The organism is Streptomyces akebiae, from assembly GCF_019599145.1.
In the GTDB taxonomy this organism is placed as follows: Bacteria; Actinomycetota; Actinomycetes; order Streptomycetales; family Streptomycetaceae; genus Streptomyces; species Streptomyces akebiae.
Map to the genome: position 1 here is coordinate 2,428,469 of NZ_CP080647.1, position 22,460 is coordinate 2,450,928.

The following is a 22,460-nucleotide window of genomic DNA, read 5'->3' on the forward strand; positions in this document are numbered from 1 at the left end:
CGTGCCGGGCCGTCCCGCGCCACCTCACCCGCAGCCCTGCCCTCAGTCCCGCCCATAGCCGCGTCAGGGGCCAGGACGCACGCGTAACTCTGGGTAACTCGCGACCTCACGTATGGTCAGGGGGCGCGAGGAAGATACGAGATACGAGATATCAGGAGGGGCAGTTGGCGCTGGAGCCGGTGCGGTTCGCGGTTCTGGGGTCGGTCCGCGTGGAGCGGGCGGGGGTGGAACCGGCGCCGGGGCGTCCGCAGGAGAGGGCGCTGCTGGGGCTGTTGCTGGTGCGGGCGGGGCAGCCGGTGACGGTGAGCGAGATCGTCGACGTGCTGTGGGGCGGGCGGCCGCCGGACAGCGCGGTGAACGTGGTCCGACGTCATGTGGGGTCGCTGCGGCGGCTGTTGGAGCCGGGCCTGCCCAACCGTGCCGCCGGACGGTGGCTGATACGGGACGCCGGCGGGTACCGGCTCCTGGTCGACGACGACTCCCTCGATCTGCTGCGGTTCCGTCGGCTGCGGGACGAGGCCCGTCGGATCGCCGGTGACACGCACGAGCCGACGGCACGGGTCGTGGAGCTTCTCACCGAGGCCCTGGCACTGTGGCGGGGGCCGGCCGGGGCCGGGCTCCCCGCCGATGTGCGGGAGCGCGCCGGGTTCGCGGCCGTCGACCGTGAACGGACGGCGGCCGTACGGGAAGCGGCCGACGCGGCGCTCCGGGCCGGCACCCCCGCCGCCGTACTCCCCCTGCTCCAGGAGGCCGCGCACGACGAACCGCTGGACGAACCTCTGCTGGCCCGGCTCGTTCGCACTCTCGCCGCCACCGGGTACGAGGCGCGGGCACTGGACACCTACCGAGCCGCCCGCGCGAGGCTCGCCGACGAGTTGGGCATCGATCCGGGACCGGAACTCCGCGACGCCCACCACGCCGTGCTGCGCGGCGCCGGGCCGGACGTGGAGGTGCGGGACCAGGGCGGTCAGGGCAACGCCGTTCTGCATGGCGCCGGTTCGCCGAGCGGCGCTGCTTCCGGGGCCGACGACGGCATCACCGGCTCTCCGTCCTCGACCTCGGCCTCCGCCGCACCCCAGCCCCCGACCCCACCGACCGCACCGACCGCCGTCCCCGCCCAACTGCCTCACGATCTGCCCACGTTCACCGGTCGTCGCGCCGAGCTGGACCAGGTCTTGGCACTCCTCACCGGCCACGACGACAGCGGCCCCGGCGACGACAGCCACAGCGGTACCGGCGACGACAGCCGTGCCGACGACGACAGCCACAGCGGTACCGATGGAGGCCCCGCGCACCCCGTCGGCACCGTCGTGATCGGCGCCATCGGGGGGATGGCCGGCATCGGGAAGACCACGCTGGCCGTGCACTGGGCCCATCGGGTCGCGCACCGGTTCCCGGACGGGCAGCTGTACGTCAACCTCAGGGGGTTCGCGCCCTCGGGTGGGGTGATGGAGGCGGGAGAAGCCGTGCGAATCTTCCTCGATGCGCTGGGCGTACCGCCGGAACGGGTGCCCCACGGTGTCGACGCCCAGGCCGCGCTGTACCGCAGCCTGTTGGCGGGACGGCGGTTCCTGGTGCTGCTGGACAACGCGCGGGACACCGAGCAGGTGCGGCCGTTGCTGCCGGGGGCGCCCGGCTGTCTGACCATCGTGACGAGCCGCAACCAACTGTCGGGCCTGGTCTCCGCGCACGGCGCGCACACGCTGGCGTTGCGCCCGCTGGACGCGGCGCAGGCACGGTCGTTCCTCGAACGCAGACTGGGAGCCGGCCGGCTCGCGGGCGAGGCGCGGGCGGTGGCGGAGATCGCGACACTGTGCGGGGGCCTGCCGCTGGCGCTGGCCTGTGTCGCGGCGCGGGCAGCCACGCACCCGGACTTCCCGTTGTCGGCGATCGCGGCGGAGCTGCGCGCGGCGCACGGCAGTCTGGACGCGTTCAGCCGGACGGACGCGGCCGCGAACGTCGGGGCGGTGTTCTCCTGGTCACTGGGGGCCGTGTCGGCCGAGGCGGCGCTCCTCTTCCCGCTGCTCGCGCTGCATCCCGGCCCGGACTTCTCCGTGGCGGCGACGGCGTCGCTCGCCCGTCTGTCCCCGCGCCGCGCACGGTCGCTCCTCGCCGAACTGTCCGACGTCCACCTCGTGGGCGAGCCCGCGCCCGGCCGGTACGCCCTGCACGACCTGCTGCGCGCCCACGCGGCCGAACTGCTGGAGGAACAGCACCCGGAGAGCGCGCGGGACGCGGCCGTCGAGCGGCTGTTCGCGCACTACCTGCACACCGCGCACGCCGCCGAGCCCCTCCTCGCCCCGCACGCGGACCCGGTGCCGCCGGGTCCGCTCCCGCCCGGCGTCCTCGCCGAACGGCCGGCCGACCACCCGCGGGCGCTGGCCTGGCTCACCGCCGAGTATCCGGTGCTGCTCGCCGTCGTCGGGGCGGCGGCCCGGTCCGGCCACGACCGGGTGGCCTGTCTGCTCGCCTGGTCGCTGGAGCCGTTCTTCGACCGGCGAGGGCACTGGCACGACTGGACGACCGTCCAACGGATCGCGCTCGACGCGGCGCTCCGGACGGCCGATCCCGTGTGGGAGGCCAGGGGCCTGCGGGCGCTGGCCCGGGCCGAGAGCCGGCTCGGTCTGCACGGGTCGGCCCGTCTCCGCCTGAACCGCGCGCTGTCGCTCTTCACCGAGTCGGGCGACACCGTCGGGCGGGCCGACACCCATCGCAGCCTCGGCTGGACCCACGACCAGGAGGGGGACCTGCCCGGCGCCCTCCGCCACAACCGGCTGGCCATGGAACTCTTCCGGGACAGCGGTCGCCGCGCCGCGTACGCCAGCGTGCTCAACTCCGTCGGCTGGTACCACGCGCTGCTCGGCGAGTACCAGGAGGCCCTGAGCCACTGCCAGCAGGCCCTGGCCCTGCTCCAGGAGTTCGGCGACCGTTACGGCGAGGCCTCCACCTGGCACACCATCGCGTACGCCCACCACCACCTCGGGCGCCATCCGAACGCCCTTCTCGGCTACGGCAACGCGCTCGCCCTCTATCGGGAGCTGGGCGTTCCCTACCTGGAGGCCTGCACCCTCGTCCACATCGGCGACACGCATGCCGCGATGAGCGACCACGACAGCGCCGTCGAGGTCCGGCAGCAGGCCCTCACCCTCCTCATCACCCTCGGCCACCCGGACGCCGAGCAGGTCCGGGCCCTGCTCACCGCGAGCGAGCGATACGCGTGACCGACGCCGTTCGACACGGACCCCCCGTCCAGCGGGGGGAGGAGCTGAGTTTCGACGTGCTGGGGCCGCTCCGGGTGCGTCGGGGCGGGGAGGATCTCGACCTCGGTTTCCCGCAACAGCGGGCCCTGCTCGCGCTGTTGGTCGTACGGGCGGGCCGCGTGGTGCCGTCGGGTGACGTCGTCGACGTGCTGTGGCCGGAACGGGCGCCGGCGAGCGCGATGAACGTGGTGCGCCGGTACGCGGGTTCGCTGCGGCGGCTGCTCGAACCCGGGCTGCCGCCCCGGGCCCCCGGACAGCGGCTGCCGCGCCGCGACGGAGGGTACCTGCTGGACGCCGACGAGGACGAGGTCGACCTGCTGCGTTTCCGCGCGCTCACCAAGCGGGGCAAGCGGGCCGCCGCCACCGGGCGGTCCGAGGCGGCGACACGCTGCTTCGTCGACGCGCTGGGCGAGTGGCGGGGGCCGGTGGCGAGAGGGATCCCCGCCGCCGTCCGGGAGCACGCCGTGTTCGGCGAAGTGGAACGCGAGTTGCTCCGTACGACCAGGATGGCCGCCGACGCGGCGCTCCTCTGCGGGAGGAGCGAGCAGGTGCTGCCCCGACTGCGCCAGGCCCTCGAACTCGACCCCCTGGACGAGTCGTTGCACGCGGCCCTCGTCATGGCCCTGGCCGCGACCGGCCTCCAGGCGGAGGCGCTGGCCGCGTACGAGCGCGTACGACGGCTGCTGGCCGCGGAGTTGGGCGTGACACCGGGGACGGACCTGACCACGGCCCACACCAGGGTGCTCCGCCAGGAGTGGACTCCGCTGCGGTCGACCTCACAGCCGGTTTCCCTGCCCATCCGTTCGGCCGACCTGCCGGAGGAGCCCCCGGGCGCGGCAACCGGACCGGCGGTCGCGCCCCCCGCCGTCCCGCTCACCCGACTGCCCCCCTGTGTGCCCGTCTTCGTCGGCAGAGGAGGTGAACTCCGTCGCCTGGCGGAGATCACGGACACGGTCGGCCCTTCCGGAGGGGCACCGGCCACCGTGCTGATCAGCGGAATGCCCGGGATCGGCAAAACGGCACTGGCGGTGCACTGGGCGCACGGGGTCGCCGAGCGATTCCCCGACGGCCAACTCCACGTCGGGCTGAAGGGGTTCGACCCGGTGGAGGCCCCCCTGGAGCCGGACGCGGCACTGCGCGCGCTCCTCACCGCGCTCGGGGTGCCGCCCGCGCGTCTGCAGGGCGGCACGGACTCGCTCACCGGGCTGTACCGGAGCCTGCTGGTCGGCCGACGACTGCTGCTGGTGCTGGACGACGCGGCCGACACCGAACAGGTACGTCCACTGCTGCCCGCGTCGCCCGGCTCGCTGACCCTGGTCACCAGCCGCAACGGCCTGTCCGGCCTCGTCGCGGCGGGCGCCCATCCCCTCCGCCTGGACCTACCGTCTACGGCGGACGCCCGGACCACACTGACGGCCCACCTCACCCACGCCGGCCCGCCGACCGGGCCACCCGAACCGCTCAAGCGGGTCGAACCCACCGGACCCAACGGACCCACCGAATCCACCGGACCCACCGAACCCACCGAACCCATCCACCAGATCGAACCCATCGAAGAGATCGTCAGCCGGTGTGGTCGGCTGCCCCTGGCTCTGGCGATCATCGCGGCCCGTGCCGCCCACCACCCCTCCCGCCCCCTCGCGGCTCTCGCGGCCCTCGACGCTCTCGCCGCCGAGCTGCGGCACTCCCGCCGCGGGCTCGACGCGTTCGCCGCGCCCGGCGGCACACCCGACCTCCGCGCCGTCCTCACCCGCTCCTACCGCCGCCTTCCGCCGGAGCACGCCCGGCTGTTCCGTCTGCTGTCCCTGCACCCCGGCCCCGACCTGGACGCCGAGACGGCCGCGGCCCTTGCCCAACTCCCCGTCCGGCGCGCCCGGCAGGTGCTCGACGGCCTCGCCGACGCGCACCTCGTCATGGAGCACACGCCCGGCCGCTACGTCCAGCACGAGCTGCTGCGCGCCCTCGCCGCCGAGTTGACCGGTACGCACGACTCCCCCGAGGACCGCCGTACCGCCCGTCGTCGCCTGGCCGACCCCGACCCGGGAACGGCCGACGCTTAGCCCCGCGTCGACCACCGTCACTTCACGGTCACTCTTTTTTCACATCTCCCTTCCTAGGCTCCGGGTGCAGTGCTTGAACGGTCTGCTTGAACGGTCTGCTCGAACGGTGTGCTCGAACGGCCTTGGAGGTAAAGACAGATGACCAGGTCCGACATCGGCACCATCGCGCCGGCGGGTCTCCGCATCGCCGTCCTCGGCGGGAACCCCGCTGAGTTGCCCGGCGGGGGACGGCCGGGCACCGGGGCCTACCGGCTGACCGGACGGGCCGGGGGCGCGTATCTGTTCGTGGGGGTGCGCGGGACCCCCGCCCCGTCCGCCGGGCGGCTCCCCGATCTCTCGCTCCAGCCGGGGGACATCTGTTTCTACGACGCGAACCATCCGCCGTTACTGGACTTCCCCGAGCACTGCCGTCTCAAGGTCTTCCTGGTCCCGCGCGAGGAACTGGGGCTGGAGGACGGCGGCGACGACCTACGGCGGGTCGTCGCGAACCCGGTCGCCCGGTCCTCCCGGCTGGGGACCCTGCTGTCGCCGTTCCTGTCCGAGCTGGCCGACACGGCGGTCTCGGCGATCTCCGCGGAGCCCCCGGTGGGCGAGATGCTCGCCCGGAACGCCGTGAACCTGTTGGCCACGCTCGCCGCGGAGCAGCTGGGGCGGGCCCGGACCGGTACGCCGGGCGCCGACCCGACGGACTCACCGGTCGGCCGCTCGCCGCTGATGGCGCGTGTCCTGCGGTACATCGACGAGCATCTGGCCGACGCGGACCTGTCACCCGAGGTGATCGCGGGAGCCCACCACATCTCGGTGCGCTATCTGCACAGGCTCTTCCAGGACGAGGGGACGTCCGTGGGCCGCTGGGTCCAGCGCCGTCGGCTGGAGGAGTGCCGGCGCGACCTGGTGCTCGGCGTCCGCAACCGTCGGACCATCGCCTCGGTCGCCGGCCGCTGGGGCTTCCTCAGCGCGACCCACTTCAGCCGGGTGTTCCGGGCGGCGTACGGCATGTCGCCGAGCGAGTGGCGGGACTCGGCGGGGCAGGGCCCGACGGGCGGCCGGGGCACACCACTTCACCACCGGTAGCCCCGGCCGCCGGCACAGGACCTCGCGGGCGAGGGGCCAGGCCCGCCCCGCCCGCGCCGACGGAACCGACGGTCTCTCAGCCCGCCGCGTGCTCGCCGATGACAGCCTGGGCGTAGACGATCCCGAGGCCATAGGCGCCGCCGTGTTCCTTGACCACCTCGGTGGTGGGTCCGTACGTCTCCGTGCGGGCCCAGTCCCGCTGGAACTCCAGGAGCACCTGCACCCAGGTGACCGGTACGGCGCCGGCCTGGATCATCCGCTGCACGGCGTGCTCGTGGGCCTGCGGGCTGACGCCGCCGGACGCGTCGGTGACGACGTAGACCTCATAGCCCTGGGCGAGTGCGGACAGGGCGGGCAGGACGACGCACACCTCGGTCCACAGGCCGGCGATGACGAGCTTCGTGCGGCCGGTCGCCTTCACCGCCTCGACGAAGGCGACGTCCTCCCAGGCGTTCATCGTCGTACGGTCGACGGTCTTCCGTTCGGGGAAGACATCCGCGAGCTGCGGCAGGAGCGGGCCGGAGAAGGACTCGGCGGCCACCGTGCTGAGGACCACCGGCACGTCGAAGACCTTGGCGGCCTTGGCCAGCCCCACGGTCGCGTTGATGATCGCGGTGCGGTCACCGCTGCCGGTGCCGAAGAACATCTGCGGCTGGTGGTCCACGAACAGGACCGCGCAGTTGTCGGGGGTGAGCAGGTCGGGGCCGGGAGTGGCGGTGACGGCGTCGATGTCGATGTTGACCACGGGCATGCCTTTCCGATGGGGCGTCCGCCGACACGGATCGCCGGCGATGCCGGAAAGCTAGGCGGACCGGACGTCCCCCTCTGGTCCGGCCGCGCACCGCGTTCGTCCTCACAGCGCACGGGGAACACACGTCCCCCATGTCGTGCGCTCCCGGACCGACTTCGGTGCGCTGGTGGGCAATGCGGCGGCCCGCTCCGGGCCTAGCGTGCTGGCCGTGGCGCCGCCCGCGCGGCCCACCGAACAGGACGCCGCCCGCCCGGCACATGGGACCGGGCGCCGCCCGCACGACGTCACGACCCATCGGGAGAACCACATGTCCGACACCTCCGAGCCGACCCGCCCGGTCCTGGAACCGGCGGCCGCCGCCTTCGCCGAAGCCACCGCCAACCCGCCCTTCCTCTTCGAACTGCCGCCCGCGGAAGGCCGTAAGGCGGTCGACGAGGTGCAGTCCGGCGAGATCGCGAAGCCGGAGATCGACGAGGAGTGGATCACCGTCTCCGGCGGTCCGACGGGCAGTGTCCGGGCGCGGATCGTCCGGCCCGCCGGGGCCGAGGGCGTCCTGCCCGTGATCCTCTACATCCACGGCGCGGGCTGGGTGTTCGGCAACGCGCACACCCATGACCGGCTGGTGCGCGAGCTGGCCGTCGGCGCGCGGGCCGCCGTGGTCTTCCCCGAGTACGATCTCTCCCCCGAGGCCCGCTACCCGGTCGCCATCGAGCAGAACTACGCGGTCGCGAAATGGGTCGTCGAGCAGGGCGCGTCCAAGGACCTGGACGGGGCCCGGCTGGCGGTCGCCGGTGACTCGGTCGGCGGCAACATGACCGCCGCGCTGACCCTGATGGCCAAGCAGCGCGGTGACGTCCCGCTGGTCCATCAGGTGCTGTTCTACCCGGTGACGGACGCGAGCTTCGACACCGGCTCCTACCACCAATTCGCCACGGGCTACTTCCTGCGCCGCGACGGCATGCGGTGGTTCTGGGACCAGTACACGACCGACGAGGCCGAGCGCGCCCAGATCACCGCGTCCCCGCTGCGGGCCGACGTCGACCAGCTCAGGGACCTGCCCCCGGCCCTCGTGATCACCGGCGAGGCCGACGTCCTGCGCGACGAGGGCGAGGCGTACGCGAACAAGCTGCGTGAGGCCGGTGTGGCGGTGACGGCCGTGCGCTTCCAGGGCGTCATCCACGACTTCGTCATGCTGAACGCCCTGCGCGAGACCCACGCCGCCGAGGCCGCGATCACCCTGGCCACGACCACCCTGCGCACGACCCTGCACGGCAGCTGACACCGCACGGCAACTGACACCGCACGGCGACCGCCGCACCGGCCGCCGAGAGCCGCAGAGAGCCGCGGTCATCCGGCACACGTCCCACGGTGCGACGGTGCCACAGAACAGAACGGAGCAACTCGCCACCATGTCCCCCACCCCCACCGTCCTCCTCGTGCACGGAGCCTTCGCCGACGCGTCCAGCTGGGCCGGCGTCGTCGAGGAGCTGCGCGGCCAGGACATCCCGGTCCGCGCGCTGCCGAACCCGCTGCGCGGTCTCGCCTCCGACGCCGCGTACGTCGCGTCGGCGGCGGCCCAGATCGACGGCCCCGTCGTCCTCGTCGGCCACTCCTACGGCGGCGCGATCATCACCGTGGCGGGCGCCGCCGAGAACGTCGTCGGCCTGGTCTACGTCGCCGCGTACGTCCCCGAACAGGACGAGAGCCTGGGCGAGTTGCAGGGCCGCTTCCCGCTGTCCCCGCTGGTCGCCAACCTCGACGAGTGGACGTACCCCGTCGAGGGCGCGGACCCCGCCGTGGAGGTCACCATCAAGCCGGAGGCCTTCCCCGGCATCTTCGCCGCCGATGTCCCGGCGGAGGTCACCGAGGTCCTCGCCGTCTCCCAACGTCCGCTCGCCGCCTCGGTGTTCACGGAGACGGCCCGCACGGCCGCATGGCGGACCAAGCCCTCCTGGGCGGTCGTCGCCGACTCGGACCAGGCCATCAACCCCGACGTCCAGCGCTTCGGCGCCAAGCGTGCCGGCGCCACCGTCACCGAAGTCGAGGGCGCCTCCCACGCCGTGGCGGTCTCCCGCCCCAAGGAGGTCGCGACGGTGATCCAGGAAGCGGTACGAGCCACCACCTGACCAGCGGCAGACGAACGAGGGCCCGCCCAGGGACACCGGGCGGGCCCTCCGCCCGTCCCTCCCACCGCGCACGTCAACTCCCCTTGTACAGAGCACCGTTGTCCTGATCTTCCCGTGCCCTCGGACAGCTGAATGTACGGTGAGGACTTCCGTCGATCACAGGCGCACAGGCGCACAGGCGCACAGGCGCACGCAGGCGAACGCAAGGGGGATCCATGCCGCGTACCGCGGTCGTCATCGGGGCGAGTATGGCCGGCATGCTCGCCGCCGCGGCCCTGGCCCGGTCCGTCGACGAGGTGATCGTGCTGGAACGTGACGACCTTCCGGACGAACCCCGACCGCGCAGAGGGCTCCCGCAGGGCCGCCACGCCCACATCCTCCTGCCCAGCGGCCGCGACGCCATCGACGAACTCGTGCCGGGCGGCGAGGTGCGGGGGCGCCTGCTGGCGGCGGGCGCCCGGGAACGCGGCCTCACCTCCGGCCTGGTCACCCTGGGCCCGCAGGGCTGGTACCGCCGCTCACGCCATCACGACGCCTACCCCCTGCTCATCGGCAGCCGCGACCTGATCGACCGGACCGTACGGGACTCCGTCCTCGCGAGCACCACCCGCGTCAGGATCCGCCGCGCCTCGGCCACCGGCCTCCTCGGCACCGCCGAGCGGGTCACCGGCGTCCGGCTCACCACCGACGCGGAGGGGGGCGCGGGCTCAAGCGCGGGGGCCGCCGAGGAGCGTCTGCGCGCGGACCTGGTCGTCGACGCGAGCGGGCGTGGCACCCGCGTCGAGCACTGGCTCGCGGACCTCGGCATCACCGGCATCCGCAAGGACGTGGTCGACTCCGGGCTGGTCTACGCGACCCGCCTCTACCGCACCCCCGTCGGGGCGGAGAACTTCCCTCCGGCGCAGGTGACGGCGGACCCGAAGAGCGGTCGGCCCGGCCGTTCGGGGCTCCTCCTCCCGATCGAGGGCGACCGCTGGCTGGTCAGCCTCGCCGGTACCCGGGGCGGCGAACCGACCGGCTCGCCCGAGGACTTCGTCCCCTTCGCCCTCGGCCTGCGCCACCCCCTCGTGGGTCGGCTGATCGCCGGCGCCGAACCCCTGACCGAGGTGACCCTCAGCCGCAGCACGCGCAACAAGCGCCGCTACTTCGAGACGTCCGAGCGGTGGCCCGAGGGGCTGGTGGCGCTCGGGGACGCCGTCGCCACCTACAACCCGGTCTACGGGCAGGGCATGTCGGTGGCCGCGCTGGGCGCGCGCGAGCTGAGCCGGGAGCTGGACCGGGCCGGCATCGGCGCGCCCGGTCTGGCCCGGCGGGTGCAGCGGGCCGCGGCGAAGGTGGTGCACGCGGCGTGGACCATGTCGGTCGGCCAGGACCAGTGGTTCCCCGGGGTGCGGGGCAAGTCCCCCACGCTCGCCGACCGTCTGCTGTCCGCCTACACCGGCCGGATGTCCCGCGTGGCCACGGGCTCGTACCGTGTCTCCGCCGCGATGTGCGGGGTGACCACCCTCCAGGCGGACGCCCTCCACCTGCTCCACCCAGCCCTGCTCCTGTCCACGGCCCTGGGCCCGTTCCTCCCGCCCCTGTCGGGCCCCCCGCTCACCCCGGAGGAACGGAACATCCTGAGCGGCCTCGACACCCCCGCCTCTTAAGGGGGCGGGGCTGTATCGATAGGCGGCTCGCCGCGTGGCCGCGACAAGCCCCCACCGGACCCGCGGAGGGCAACGCCACACCTACCGGCTCTTCGCGCGCTCCGCGCGCACCGCCCCCTCCACGACCCCCGCCCGCACCGCCCGCGACATCCGGATCAACGACGGCTGCCCGGTGTCCAGCCCCTGCCCCTCGGCCGCGGGCCCCGCACAGCCACCGCCGAGCCCCACGAGGGCGTCCAGGGCGGCACTGTCCAGGGCGGCAGTGTCCAGGACCCCCTGACGCGGCCCCCCGACCGGCTCCCGCGTGCCGGACATCACGGCGACGGCCACCATCGCCGCGTCCCCGATGGCCTCGGCCTCGCCGGCACTGGAGCCGAGCGAGAGGGCCTGCCGGTAGGCACGGTCACGGACCGCCTCGTCGAAGTGGACGGACACGTCCCGCAGTCCGTCCCGTATGGCTGTCGTCCGGTGCGTCAGCCGCAGCTCGACGTCGCCGAGGGAACGCCAGGACAGCAGCGCGTTCCGTCTGATGCGGCCGGCGCCCCGGGAGCCGACGAGCCGGAAGAGCGGCCCGAGCCGCAGGAAGGCGACCAGGCTGTCGATGCGCGGCCCGAGCAGCGGCAGGACATAGCCGGCCGAGGTGAGGACCGCGCCGACGGTGACCAGCATCGGAGCCAGCCGGGTGCTCAGCGGGTCCCAGTGCTGCCCGGTCCAGCGGCCGGCGACGGCCACCACCTTCAGGACGCCGTACGTGCTGGTGCACAGCCACCCGACGGCCAGCACGGCCAGTGCCCGCCGTGTCCAGCCGCTGATCTGCAGGGTCCAGCGCCAGCACAGGATCGTGGTGGTGAGGGCGGCCGCCATGTGGGCCACCAGATAGAGGACGATCATCTCGCGGATGAACGGCGTGTCCGCGTAGTAGGTGTCGAAGTCGGTGAGGCGCTCGACGGGCGCGTCCCCGACGGCGAAGAGCGCCGTCTGCGCCGCGATGATCACGGCGTACGCGAGCAGCCATCGGCGGGAGACGCGTCGCAGCCGGGCGGGGTCGTCGGCACCGCGCCAGTGGACGATCAGCACGAGCGAGGCGGCGGAGAAGGCGTTCACCGCACCGTAGGTGACGCACGCGGCGGCGTTGGGCACGCCGACGGCACGGTTGACGAAGCCGACGGTGGGCGGGGCGCCGAGGGCGAAACAGAAGCCTGCCAGGAAGATCACGGCGCAGAGCGCACGCTTCAGGGGATCACGCCGCTCGCGCCACAGTCCGGGCAGTTGGGCGGCGAAGCCGGTCCACAGGGCGGCGGCCGCCAGAAAGTAGACCAGTCCGTTCACGTCAGGCCCCCCGGCTCGGTCCGAGAGACCTCTCGCGTCAACACCCTTCACACAGTAGTCACGCAGTCAACCCCGACAACGGGCGTATGTGCGACGACAGGTGAAGGGATGTCGACGGCCGGCGATCAGCCGATGTCGGCGGTCAGCCCTTGTCGGCGATCAGCCCTCGTCGGCGGTCAGCGTCAGCGAGATGCTGTTGATGCAGTACCGCTGGTCGGTCGGGGTGGCGTACCCCTCGCCCTCGAAGACGTGCCCGAGGTGCGAGCCGCACCGCGCGCACCGCACCTCCGTGCGTACCATCCCGTGCGACCGGTCGGCGAGCAGCTCCACCGCGTCACTGTCCTTCGGGTCGTAGAAGGACGGCCAGCCGCAGTGCGACTCGAACTTCGTGTCGGAGGTGAAGAGTTCGGCACCGCAGGCGCGGCAGGAGTAGACACCCTTGGTCTTGGTGTCGGTGTACTCGCCGACGAACGCGGGCTCCGTGCCGGCCTGCCGCAGTACGGCGTACTCGGCCGGTGTCAGCTCCGCCCGCCACTGCTCGTCCGGCTTCTCGACGTCGTACGACATGAGCCTCAGCCCCTCAGCTCGAAAGACGGTCCAGGATCTGCGGGCCCAGGTCCGTCACGTCACCCGCGCCCATGGTGAGAACGAGATCGCCGGGCCTCGCCATTCCCGCGATCGCGGCGGGCACCGCGGCCTTGTCGTGCAGGGCGGTGACGTCCGCGCCCGCGGACCGGGCCGCGTCGATGATCAGCTCGCTGGTGATCCCCGGGATCGGGTCCTCGCGGGCCGGGTAGATGTCGAGGACGACCGACGCGTCCGCCAGGGCCAGGGACTGCCCCATCTCGGTGCCCAGCTCCTGGGTGCGGGAGAACAGGTGCGGCTGGAAGACCACCAGGATCCGCGCGTCCCCGGCGGCGGCCCGCATGGCCTCCAGGTCGGCCGTCATCTCGGTCGGGTGGTGCGCGTAGGAGTCGATGACCTGCACCCCGGCGGCCTCGCCCTTGAGCTGCAGCCGTCGCTTCACCCCGGTGTACGCCGCCAGTGCCGGCGCCAGCTCCGCCGCCGGCACGCCGAGCGCGACACCGGCCGCCAGCGCGGCGACGGCGTTGTGCGCGTAGTGCCGTCCGGGGACGGACACGGTGAACGTCATCTCCTGCCCGTCCAGCAGAACCGTGACCTCGCTCTTCAGCCCCTGGGCCACGACCGACAGCACGCGTACGTCGGCGTCCTCGCGCTCGCCGTACGTCACGGTCCGCACGCCGGACAGCCGGGAGGTCAGCTCACGCGCGCCCTCGTGGTCGGCGGAGATCACCAGCGTGCCGCCGGGCACGATCTTCCCCGCGAACGTCTCGAAGGACTCGTAGATCTCGTCCATGGACGCGTAGTTGGCGTGGTGGTCCAGTTCCACGTTGAGGACGATCGCCACCTCGGGCGCGTACTTGTGGAAGCTGCGGTCGCTCTCGTCCGCCTCGGCGACGAAGACGTCGCCGTCGCCGTGGTCCGCGTTCGACCCGGGTACGTCGAGATCCCCGCCGATGGCGTACGACGGCCGCAGCCCCAGCTCGCCCAGCGACACCGCCAGCATGGACGTCGTCGTGGTCTTGCCGTGCGTGCCGGCGACCGCGATCGGCCGCAGCCCGTCCATCAGCCGGGCGAGCGCGTCCGACCGGTGGACGACGGGGATACCGAGTTCGGCGGCGCGGGCGAGCTCGGGGTTGTCGGCCCGGATGGCAGACGAGACGACCACGGCGGTCGCGTCGTCCGCGAGGTGCTCGGCGGCGTGCCCGATGTGCACGGTCGCCCCGAGCGCCCGCAGGGCCTCGGCCGTCTCCGACTCCTTGGCGTCGCTACCGGCGACCTTGGCCCCCCGCTGCGCGAGGATCTTCGCGATCCCCGACATCCCGGCCCCACCGATCCCGATGAAGTGCGGCCGTTCCATGGCGGTAGGCAGTCCGGGTGCCATGCGTGTTCTCCAAGCGACGGTACGAAGACGATCCACGCCCCGAGCAGGCGCGCCCCCACCCTATTGCCTACGGCCACGGGCCAGGGCCCGTGGCCCGGAGGGCGGCGCAGCCGCCTCTCAGGAGCGCGGGGAACCGCGCGACAAGCCACGACGGACCGGCGGCCGACAGGCCACAGGACACAGGACCCCTACGGCGCCAGGTCGCTCTCAGACCCGCGCGTGCGAGAACAGCTTCAACACCGGCACCCCCACCTTGTGCCGGGCCCGGGAGGCCCAGTCCCGGTGGAAGAACTCCTCCACGTAGTGCGGATCGGTCAGCACCAGCACCTCGTCCGCCCCCACCTCCTCCACCATCGACTTCAGCGCGTCCAGGGGATGATCCTCGATGAGCCGCCCCTCGGCCGTGCTCCCGGCCCCGCGCAACGCCTGCAAGGACACCTCCAGAGCCCGTTCCCCGGCGTCCATCGCCTGCTCCCCCTCCGGCGTCTCCCCCTCCCGCGCCGCCTCGTCCAGTTCCCCGAGGGCGAGGTCGTCGATGGCCCGCAGCAACCGGTCGGCCTGATTTCCGCGCGGCTGGAGCAGCACGTGGAAGGAGGCCCGCTCGTCGCCGTGCAGGGTCGTGACGAACTCGACGTCCGCGGACGTCAGAGCCTTCTCGATCATCAATACGCTCGTGAACGACACCACAGGCGCCCTTCTCCTCGGAGGGCCCCGTGGGCCCTCACTCCTCAGAGTTCTAGTGTGCCCGGCGAAAGCTAAACGGAACTGTAGATTCCGACCGCTTTCACGTACGACGGTAACGACCGAACAGGAACCCGGACTCCTCCAGCAGCGACGCCAGGGCGAAGCGCTTGGGCACCGCCACCGAGGGTCCCCCGGCGATCCGCTGCGCGTCCCCCGCCGTGAGCATCGGCGACACGGTCAGACAGAGTTCGTCGAGGACGTCGGCGGCGATCAGCTGGCCCAACACGCGCGGGCCGCCCTCGGTGAGCAGCCGGGTGAGACCCAGGTCGGCGAGGGCCCGTACGGCGCGGGCGGGGTCGACGCCCATCCCGTCCCCGGCGACCACCACCCGGACCCCCGCCTTCTCGGCGGTGGCGACCCGGTCCGGGGCCGCGGCGGCCCCGGTGAGCAGCAGCGTGGGCGTCAGCGGCGAGGTGAACAGCGGCAGCGAGAAGTCGAGGTCCAGACTCGCGCTCACCACGGCGACAGCCGGCGCGGGAGTCTGTCCGGCCGCCCGGCGCGCCTCCGCGAACGCCTCACGCGCACGTGCGGGTCGGTACCCCTCCTGCCGTACCGTCTCGGCGCCGACGATCACCACGTCCGCGAGCCCGCGCAGCGTGCCGAAGATCCGCATGTCTGCGTCGCTGGAGATCGGCTGTGAGCGTCCACCGTGCTGGGCCGCGCCGTCGAGGGTGGACACCATGTTGGCCCGCAGCCACGGCTCCCGCCCGCCCGGCGCGGGCTCGGGGTACGCGTACGCCGCCGCCAGTTCGTCGAGACTCCACTCCCGCTCCACGAGATCCGACCTTCCGGCCGCCGCCGGGGACCGGCCGTCCCGCGCGCCCGGTGTCCGGGCCCCCGCCGGGCCCTCACCCCCGCCCACCGCCGACACCTCGGCCGCACTCGCCCCACCGGTCGCTTCCGGTGTCCGGGCCGCTGTCTCTTCGGTCACAGGGAACAGGCGTCGCATGTCGTGCAGTGTGGCACGACCCTTAGACTCGGTAACCGTGTCGTCGTCCTCAGCCACCGTGTCCGGAATCGGTCCGATACCCGAAGCGGCCCCCGCGTCCCTGTGCACCCGCGAGCCCCATGTCCCCGCGGACCGGCTCGTCGCCGAGATGGTGCCGCCGCCCCGCTTCGACTCGGTGCGCTTCGAGACCTACATCCCGGACCCGAACCAGCCCAGCCAGACCGAGGCCGTCCGCGTCCTGAGCGGTTTCGCGGCGGGCCTCGGCGGCGCGCACGCGACCGGCGCCGGCCGGCGGGGCTTTCTCGGCTTCGGCCGGGCGAAGGCCCCCAAGGTCCCGGCGGGCCCTCGCGGCGTCTACCTGGACGGCGGGTACGGCGTCGGCAAGACGCACCTCCTCGCCTCCCTCTGGCACGCCACCCCGGCCGAACCCTCCCTCAAGGCCTTCGGCACCTTCGTGGAGCTGACGAACCTGGTGGGCGCCCTCGGTTTCCAGAAGACGGTCCAGACCCTTTCCGGCCACCGCCTGCTGTGCATCGACGAGTTCGAGCTGGACGACCCGGGCGACACGGTCTTGGTGTCGACTCTGCTCGGCAAGCTGGTCGACGCGGGCGTGGCACTGGCCGCCACCTCGAACACGTTGCCGGGCAAGCTCGGTGAGGGCCGGTTCGCGGCGGCCGACTTCCTGCGCGAGATCCAGGGCCTGTCCGCCCACTTCCGCGCCCTGCGGATCGACGGCGAGGACTACCGCCACCGCGGTCTGCCCGAGGCTCCGGCGCCGTACTCCGAAGAGGAGGTCACCAAGGCGGCGTACGCCACGGAGGGCGCCTCGCTCGACGACTTCCCGCATCTGCTGGCCCACCTCGCGCGCGTCCACCCGAGCCGGTACGGCGCCCTGACGGACGGCCTCAAGGCGGTCTGTCTGACGGGCGTCGAGCCGGTGCCGGACCAGTCCACGGCGCTGCGGCTGGTGGTGCTCGCCGACCGGCTGTACGACCGCGAGGTGCCCGTGCTCGCCTCGGGGCTGCCCTTCGACCGGCTGTTCAGCGAGGAGATGCTGAACGGCGGCTACCGCAAGAAGTACTTCCGCGCCATCTCCCGCCTCACCGCCCTCGCACGCGACGCCAAGCGACTCGTGGAGCACTGAGCCCACAGCCACCGGGCGTGGCGCCGCCCAGGAGAACTCCCCCAGGTCAAGGGCCGATTCCAGCCAACTCGACCTCGCTTTTCAGGCTCTCTTCAGCTCGCAACGTTAAGTTAACCCTGCAAACAACTTTGCAGGGTTAACGTGTTTCTTGACCAGTGGTTGACCATCGGTTGACCAAGTCGAGCAAGTGTCGACGTGCGGGAGACACCCGGAACTGCCAGTGGGGAGGCTCATATTGCGAGGTACGACGACCCGGACCGTCTTTTCGGCCCTAGCCGCCGTCCTGCTCACCCTGGCGTTCTTCACTCCCACGACATCCTTCGCAGCCGCGCACACGCTTGGTCACGTCAAGGCCAAAGCCGAGCCCGGAAACACCCTCACCGCGAAGCCGTTGCGTGACACGGCGGTCACCCACCGCATGTGCGCACCCTCACAGGACCCGACCGGTCCGCACCGCACACGCGACCGGCATCGCATCACCACCCACACCGTTCCCGGGACGCCCGCGCGTCCGCCGCTGGGGGAGAACCCGGCGGCCGCGAGCGCACCCGAACGGCCCTCGGCCCCGCACCACCGGGCGTCGAGACCTCTCACGGCCCACACCCCGGCCGTTCTCCAGGTCTTCCGCTGCTGAGCCGCGGAGCGCCTGTTCCCCCCACTCTGTCGTGCAAGCCCGACGCGCCACGAGGCGCGCCAGGAGGAGTCACCACATCATGCAGCCCCTCATCGACAACGCCCGTACGTTCGGACAGCGCCCTGAGGAGTTCGCCAGGCTGGCCGAAGGCCAGTCCCCCGAGGTCCTGTTCATCACCTGCTCCGACTCGCGGGTCGTCCCGGCCCTGATCACGGGCGCCCGCCCCGGCGAGCTGTTCGAACTGCGCACCGCGGGCAACATCGTCCCGCCCTACGCCGCCGACCGCCCCACCGGTGAGACGGCCACCATCGAGTACGCCGTGGAGGTCCTCGGCGTCACCGACATCGTGGTCTGCGGACACTCGCACTGCGGCGCCGTGGGCGCCCTGGTGCGCGGCGACGACCTGGACGCCGTACCGGCCGTCCGCGACTGGCTGACCAACGCCACCCCCCGCCCGCAAGGGGCGGTCGAGGACCCGACGGTCGCCGACGGCGTGCAGAACCACGTCCTCAGCCAGCTGCTGCGCCTGCGCTCCTACCCGTGCGTGGAGAAGCGCCTCGCGGACGGACGGCTGCGGTTGCGCGGCTGGTACTACGAGGTCCACACGGGTGCCGTGCGCGAACACCGCGCGGACACCGACAAGTTCGAGACCCTGTGACCGGCGGCCAGGTGTCCGAGATGAACTCCAAGACCTCTCCCCAGCCCCCGTCCTCCCCCTCCCGCTTCCCCCATCTGCGACAGGACTTCGGCGCCTCGCTCGTCGTGTTCCTGGTCGCCCTCCCCCTGTGCGTCGGCGTCGCCGTCGCCTCGGGGGTACCGGCCGAACTCGGCCTGGTCACCGGCATCGTGGGCGGTATCGTCGCCGGTCTGATGCCCGGCAGCAGCCTCCAGGTCTCCGGCCCGGCGGCCGGTCTGACCGTGCTGGTCTTCGAGGCGGTCCGCCAGTTCGGGCTGCCCGCCCTCGGCGTGATCGTGCTCGCCGCCGGTCTGCTCCAACTCGCCATGGGCGCGCTGAAGCTGGGCCGTTGGTTCCGCGCCATATCCGTCTCCGTCGTCGAGGGCATGCTCGCCGGCATCGGCCTGGTGATCATCGCCGGCCAGCTCTACGCGGCGGCCGGTCTGAAGGCCCCCGCCTCGGGCATCGACAAGATCGCGGGCCTGCCCGGCGCCTTCGTCGACGCCGTCGGCAGCACCACCGCACTCGCCTCGCTGGCGGTCGGCGCGGGCACCATCGCGGTGATGGTGCTGTGGAAGCGCCTGCCGAAGAAGGTCCAGCTGGTTCCCGGCGCGCTCGCCGCGGTCCTGCTGGCCACCGGCGCCTCCCTGGCCTTCAGCCTCCCGGTGGCGAACGTCGAGGTGAAGGGCCTGCTGGACGTGATCCAGCCCCCCGGCCTGGACGCCTTCGGCCAGCTCGCCGACGTGGCGCTGCTCGGCACGATCCTCGCCTTCACCCTCATCGCCTCCGCCGAGAGCCTGTTCAGCGCGGCGGCCGTGGACCGGATGCACGACGGTCCGCGCACCGAGTACGACAAGGAGCTGATGGCCCAGGGCGCCGGCAACACCGTGTGCGGGCTGCTGGGCGCGCTGCCGATGACGGCGGTGATCGTTCGTAGCTCCGCCAACCTCCAGGCCGGCGCGAAGACGAAGGCCTCCCGGGTCCTGCACGGCGTCTGGCTGCTGCTCTTCGCGGCCCTGCTGCCGGGTGCGCTCGCCCTGATTCCGCTCCCCGCCCTGGCCGGCATCCTCGTCCACGCGGGCTGGAAGCTGATCCCCTTCCGGGAGGTCGTCTCCCTGTGGCGCAGCCACCGGGGCGAGGCGCTGATCCTGGTCGCCACGGCCGTGGCGATCGTCGCGGTCAACATGTTCGAGGGCGTCCTGATCGGTCTGGCCCTGTCCGTGGCCAAGACCGCCTGGGAGGCCTCGCACATCAAGCTGGAGGTCATCGACAAGGGCGCCGGGCCGGTCCAGGCCTACCTCTCCGGCAACGCGACCTTCCTGCGCCTGCCGAAGATCCTGGACGACCTGGAGTCCCTCCCCCAGGACCGCCCCGTGGAACTCCACCTCACCGGCCTCCACCACCTGGACCACGCCTGCCGCACCGCCCTGGAGAACTGGGCGGCCCGGCACAGCACGACGGGTACGGAACCGGTACGCATGACGGTCCCGGAGCCGGAGAAGGCGACGTCAGGCACGTCCTGACCCAGCCACGGCCTGTGGTGCCCCGGCTTGGAGACCGGGGCACCACAGGCTTCTTGCTCGCTTCAGTGGGCGCAGGCGACACCCTGCAAGCGTGGCGCAGGCGGCACCCTGCAAACGCCGGCGAGCGCCCCACCCCCGCAACCGACACTCGCCCCACCCCTCACCTCCGGCATATCGTGGTATTCACACAGAAAGCGGACGGCTCAAGGGGGTCGTCATGGTCGAGACGCTGGTCATCACCGCCGCGGCGATCGGCTCCGCCGCAGTCGTCTACGTCGCCGCCGCGGCCCGGGTCGTGAAGCAGTACGAACGAGGCGTGGTCTTCCGCCTCGGCCGGCTGCTGGACACCCCCAGAACACCCGGCTTCACCATGGTCGTCCCCGGTATCGACCACATCCGCAAGGTCAACATGCAGATCGTGACGATGCCCGTCCCGGCCCAGGAGGGCATCACCCGCGACAACGTCACCGTCCGTGTCGACGCGGTGGTCTACTTCAAGGTCGTCGACGCGGCCAGCGCGGTCGTACAGGTCGAGGACTACCGCTTCGCCGTCTCCCAGATGGCCCAGACCTCCCTGCGCTCCATCATCGGCAAGAGCGATCTCGACGACCTCCTCTCCAACCGCGAGAAGCTCAACCAGGGCCTGGAGCTGATGATCGACAGCCCCGCCGTGGAGTGGGGCGTCACCATCGACCGGGTCGAGATCAAGGACGTGTCCCTCCCCGACACCATGAAGCGCTCCATGGCCCGCCAGGCCGAGGCCGACCGCGAGCGCCGCGCCCGCATCATCAACGCGGACGCGGAGCTGCAGGCGTCGAGGAAGCTCGCCGAGGCCGCGAAGGAGATGGCCGACACCCCCTCCGCCCTCCAACTCCGCCTGTTGCAGACGGTGGTCGCGGTGGCCGCCGAGAAGAACTCCACCCTCGTCCTCCCCTTCCCGGTGGAACTCCTCCGCTTCCTGGAACGATCCCAGGCGGGCCCCCCACCGGGCCCCCCGCCTGACCTCGCACGCCCACGCCCCCAGCAGCCCCCCTCGCCTCCTCCCGCCCCACCCTTCCCACCCCCTCCGACCGAGTGACACGGGCGACGACTCCTCGTCCGACCTCTACGCGCGTGGTTCACGCGGCGCTGACCGCGTGATACACACAGGCGGGTCACATCCTGTCCGCCAACAGGAAGGTTGTCCCCGTGTCAGTGACCCGCCGTCAGGCCCTCGCCCGCTCGGGCGCCGGTATCGCAGGTATCGCGTTCACCGGAGCCCTCTCCGAACTCTTCGTGGGCACGGCCACCGCGCAGAGCCCCCTCGGCCATTCCGGCTACGGCCCCCTGATCCCCGACCCGAACGGCCTGCTCGATCTACCGAAGGGTTTCCGCTATCGGGTCCTCTCCCGCGAGGGCGACCCCCTCCGCTCGGGCGAGGGCCCGGTCCCCAGCAACCACGACGGCATGGCCGCCTTCCCCGGCAGACACGGCCGTGTGCACCTCGTCCGCAACCACGAGAACCGCCACAACGGCCGTATCCCGGTCCCCACCATCGAGGGCCTGACCTACGACCCGATGGGCAAGGGCGGCTGTACGTCCCTCACGCTCGACGCCCGGGGCAAGGTCGTCGCGGAACGCGTCGCCATCGCCGGCACCGCGGTCAACTGCGCCGGTGGGCCCACCCCTTGGGGCACCTGGCTGACCTGCGAGGAGAACGAGGACAAGGCCGGCACCAACGGCTACACCAAGGACCACGGCTTCATCTTCGAGGTCGACGCGGCCGACCCGCGGCGCTCGGGAGCCGTACCGCTCACCGCGATGGGCCGCTTCCAGCACGAGGCGATCGCGGTGGACCCGAAGCGGGGAGTCGTCTACGAGACGGAGGACGCCTTCCAACAGCCCTTCGGCCTCTTCTACCGCTTCCTCCCCAACAAGCCGAAGGGCGGCCTCGGTTCACTGCGCGCGGGCGGCCGCCTCCAGGCGATGCGCGTCCCCGGCGTACCCGACCTGTCCCCCATCCAGGAGCCCGGCGCCTGCTTCGAGGGCATCGAATGGGTCGACGTCCCCGACCCCCTGGCAGCACAGACCCCCATCCGCCACCAGGACTTCGGCCCCCAGGGCATCACCCACGCGCAGAAACTGGAAGGCTGCTACTGGGGCGGCCGCTGCGTCTACTTCGTCTCCTCCTTCGCCCGCAGCTCGGAGGGCTCGGCCGCCGACCACTACGGCCAGATCTGGCGCTACGACCCCGACCACCGCACCCTCACCCTGGTCATCGCCTTCGGCCCCGACACCGACCTCCAACTCCCCGGCGAATCCCCCGACAACATCTGCCTCGCCCCCTCCGGCGGCCTCATGGTCTGCGAGGACGGCAACGGCGCCCAGCACGTCTACGGCGTCACCCGCCGCGGCGAGGTGTACGCCATGGCCCGCAACGCCCAGAACATCGGCACCGCCGAGGAACCGGAATGGGGCGAGTTCGCGGGCGTCACCTTCTCCCCCGACGGCGACACGATGTACGTCAACTGCTACACCCCGGGCACGACCTTCGCGGTCACGGGGCCGTGGCGTCGCTGACGACACCTTCGGCGGG

18 protein-coding genes are annotated in these 22,460 nt (G+C 72.4%); 12 read left to right on the top strand and 6 right to left on the bottom strand.

Annotation, left to right across the window (positions count from 1 at the left end):
• Positions 1-164 precede the first annotated feature (164 nt).
• The 3 genes from K1J60_RS10570 (at position 165) to K1J60_RS10580 (ending at position 6,394) form a co-directional block, all read left to right on the top strand.
• On the top strand, positions 165-3,221 hold the full coding sequence (locus tag K1J60_RS10570; RefSeq protein ID WP_220645987.1) for an AfsR/SARP family transcriptional regulator: 3,057 nt from the start codon (positions 165-167) through the stop codon (positions 3,219-3,221).
• 56 nt (positions 3,222-3,277) lie between these two features.
• On the top strand, positions 3,278-5,320 hold the full coding sequence (locus K1J60_RS10575) for an AfsR/SARP family transcriptional regulator (RefSeq protein WP_259407662.1): 2,043 nt from the start codon (positions 3,278-3,280) through the stop codon (positions 5,318-5,320).
• 138 nt (positions 5,321-5,458) lie between these two features.
• Entirely contained in the window at positions 5,459-6,394 is a 936-nt protein-coding gene (locus K1J60_RS10580; protein WP_220645988.1) for a helix-turn-helix domain-containing protein, read from the top strand.
• 76 nt (positions 6,395-6,470) lie between these two features.
• Here the strand turns inward: K1J60_RS10580 and K1J60_RS10585 are convergent, their stop codons facing one another.
• The gene (locus K1J60_RS10585; protein WP_220645989.1) at positions 6,471-7,145 is read right to left on the bottom strand and encodes a hydrolase; all 675 of its coding nucleotides are present in this window, start codon (positions 7,143-7,145) and stop codon (positions 6,471-6,473) included.
• Between the two features lie 307 nt (positions 7,146-7,452).
• Here K1J60_RS10585 and K1J60_RS10590 point away from each other — a divergent pair, with 307 nt between their 5' ends.
• The 3 genes from K1J60_RS10590 to K1J60_RS10600 all read left to right on the top strand — a co-directional run bounded on the left by K1J60_RS10590 (position 7,453) and on the right by K1J60_RS10600 (position 10,920).
• Positions 7,453-8,424, top strand: coding sequence for an alpha/beta hydrolase (locus K1J60_RS10590; protein WP_220645990.1), 972 nt, complete (start codon positions 7,453-7,455; stop codon positions 8,422-8,424).
• 130 nt (positions 8,425-8,554) lie between these two features.
• Complete coding sequence (locus tag K1J60_RS10595) at positions 8,555-9,271, top strand: alpha/beta hydrolase (protein WP_220651405.1); 717 nt, start codon at positions 8,555-8,557, stop codon at positions 9,269-9,271.
• A gap of 215 nt (positions 9,272-9,486) precedes the next feature.
• Positions 9,487-10,920 carry an FAD-dependent oxidoreductase gene (locus K1J60_RS10600; RefSeq protein WP_220645991.1) on the top strand — a complete coding sequence of 478 codons (1,434 nt, stop codon included), beginning with the start codon at positions 9,487-9,489 and terminating at the stop codon, positions 10,918-10,920.
• 81 nt (positions 10,921-11,001) lie between these two features.
• On the opposite strand, the gene K1J60_RS10605 is transcribed toward K1J60_RS10600, so the two are convergent.
• The 5 genes from K1J60_RS10605 to K1J60_RS10625 form a co-directional block, all read right to left on the bottom strand.
• Positions 11,002-12,249, bottom strand: coding sequence for an MAB_1171c family putative transporter (locus K1J60_RS10605; protein WP_259407663.1), 1,248 nt, complete (start codon positions 12,247-12,249; stop codon positions 11,002-11,004).
• 159 nt (positions 12,250-12,408) lie between these two features.
• Entirely contained in the window at positions 12,409-12,816 is a 408-nt protein-coding gene (gene msrB, locus K1J60_RS10610; RefSeq protein ID WP_220645992.1) for a peptide-methionine (R)-S-oxide reductase MsrB, read from the bottom strand.
• A gap of 13 nt (positions 12,817-12,829) precedes the next feature.
• Positions 12,830-14,215 carry a UDP-N-acetylmuramate--L-alanine ligase gene (gene murC / locus K1J60_RS10615; RefSeq protein ID WP_220645993.1) on the bottom strand — a complete coding sequence of 462 codons (1,386 nt, stop codon included), beginning with the start codon at positions 14,213-14,215 and terminating at the stop codon, positions 12,830-12,832.
• 207 nt (positions 14,216-14,422) lie between these two features.
• Positions 14,423-14,878 carry an indole-3-glycerol phosphate synthase gene (locus K1J60_RS10620; RefSeq protein ID WP_220645994.1) on the bottom strand — a complete coding sequence of 152 codons (456 nt, stop codon included), beginning with the start codon at positions 14,876-14,878 and terminating at the stop codon, positions 14,423-14,425.
• 121 nt (positions 14,879-14,999) lie between these two features.
• The gene (locus tag K1J60_RS10625; protein ID WP_259407664.1) at positions 15,000-15,908 is read right to left on the bottom strand and encodes a pyrimidine reductase family protein; all 909 of its coding nucleotides are present in this window, start codon (positions 15,906-15,908) and stop codon (positions 15,000-15,002) included.
• Between K1J60_RS10625 and zapE the strand changes: the two genes are divergently transcribed.
• The 6 genes from zapE to K1J60_RS10655 all read left to right on the top strand — a co-directional run bounded on the left by zapE (position 15,907) and on the right by K1J60_RS10655 (position 22,444).
• Positions 15,907-17,052, top strand: coding sequence for a cell division protein ZapE (zapE, locus tag K1J60_RS10630; protein WP_259407665.1), 1,146 nt, complete (start codon positions 15,907-15,909; stop codon positions 17,050-17,052). The genes K1J60_RS10625 and zapE overlap by 2 nt on opposite strands.
• A 235-nt stretch (positions 17,053-17,287) precedes the next feature.
• Positions 17,288-17,686 (top strand): hypothetical protein, encoded by a 399-nt coding sequence (locus tag K1J60_RS10635; RefSeq protein ID WP_220645996.1) that lies wholly within the window; start codon positions 17,288-17,290, stop codon positions 17,684-17,686.
• Between the two features lie 79 nt (positions 17,687-17,765).
• Complete coding sequence (locus K1J60_RS10640) at positions 17,766-18,344, top strand: carbonic anhydrase (protein ID WP_220645997.1); 579 nt, start codon at positions 17,766-17,768, stop codon at positions 18,342-18,344.
• A gap of 20 nt (positions 18,345-18,364) precedes the next feature.
• On the top strand, positions 18,365-19,885 hold the full coding sequence (locus K1J60_RS10645) for a SulP family inorganic anion transporter (protein WP_220645998.1): 1,521 nt from the start codon (positions 18,365-18,367) through the stop codon (positions 19,883-19,885).
• A gap of 217 nt (positions 19,886-20,102) precedes the next feature.
• A complete protein-coding gene (locus K1J60_RS10650; protein ID WP_220645999.1) occupies positions 20,103-20,963 on the top strand; it encodes a slipin family protein in 861 nt (286 codons plus the stop codon).
• Between the two features lie 116 nt (positions 20,964-21,079).
• Complete coding sequence (locus K1J60_RS10655) at positions 21,080-22,444, top strand: PhoX family protein (protein ID WP_220651408.1); 1,365 nt, start codon at positions 21,080-21,082, stop codon at positions 22,442-22,444.
• Positions 22,445-22,460: the final 16 nt, after the last annotated feature.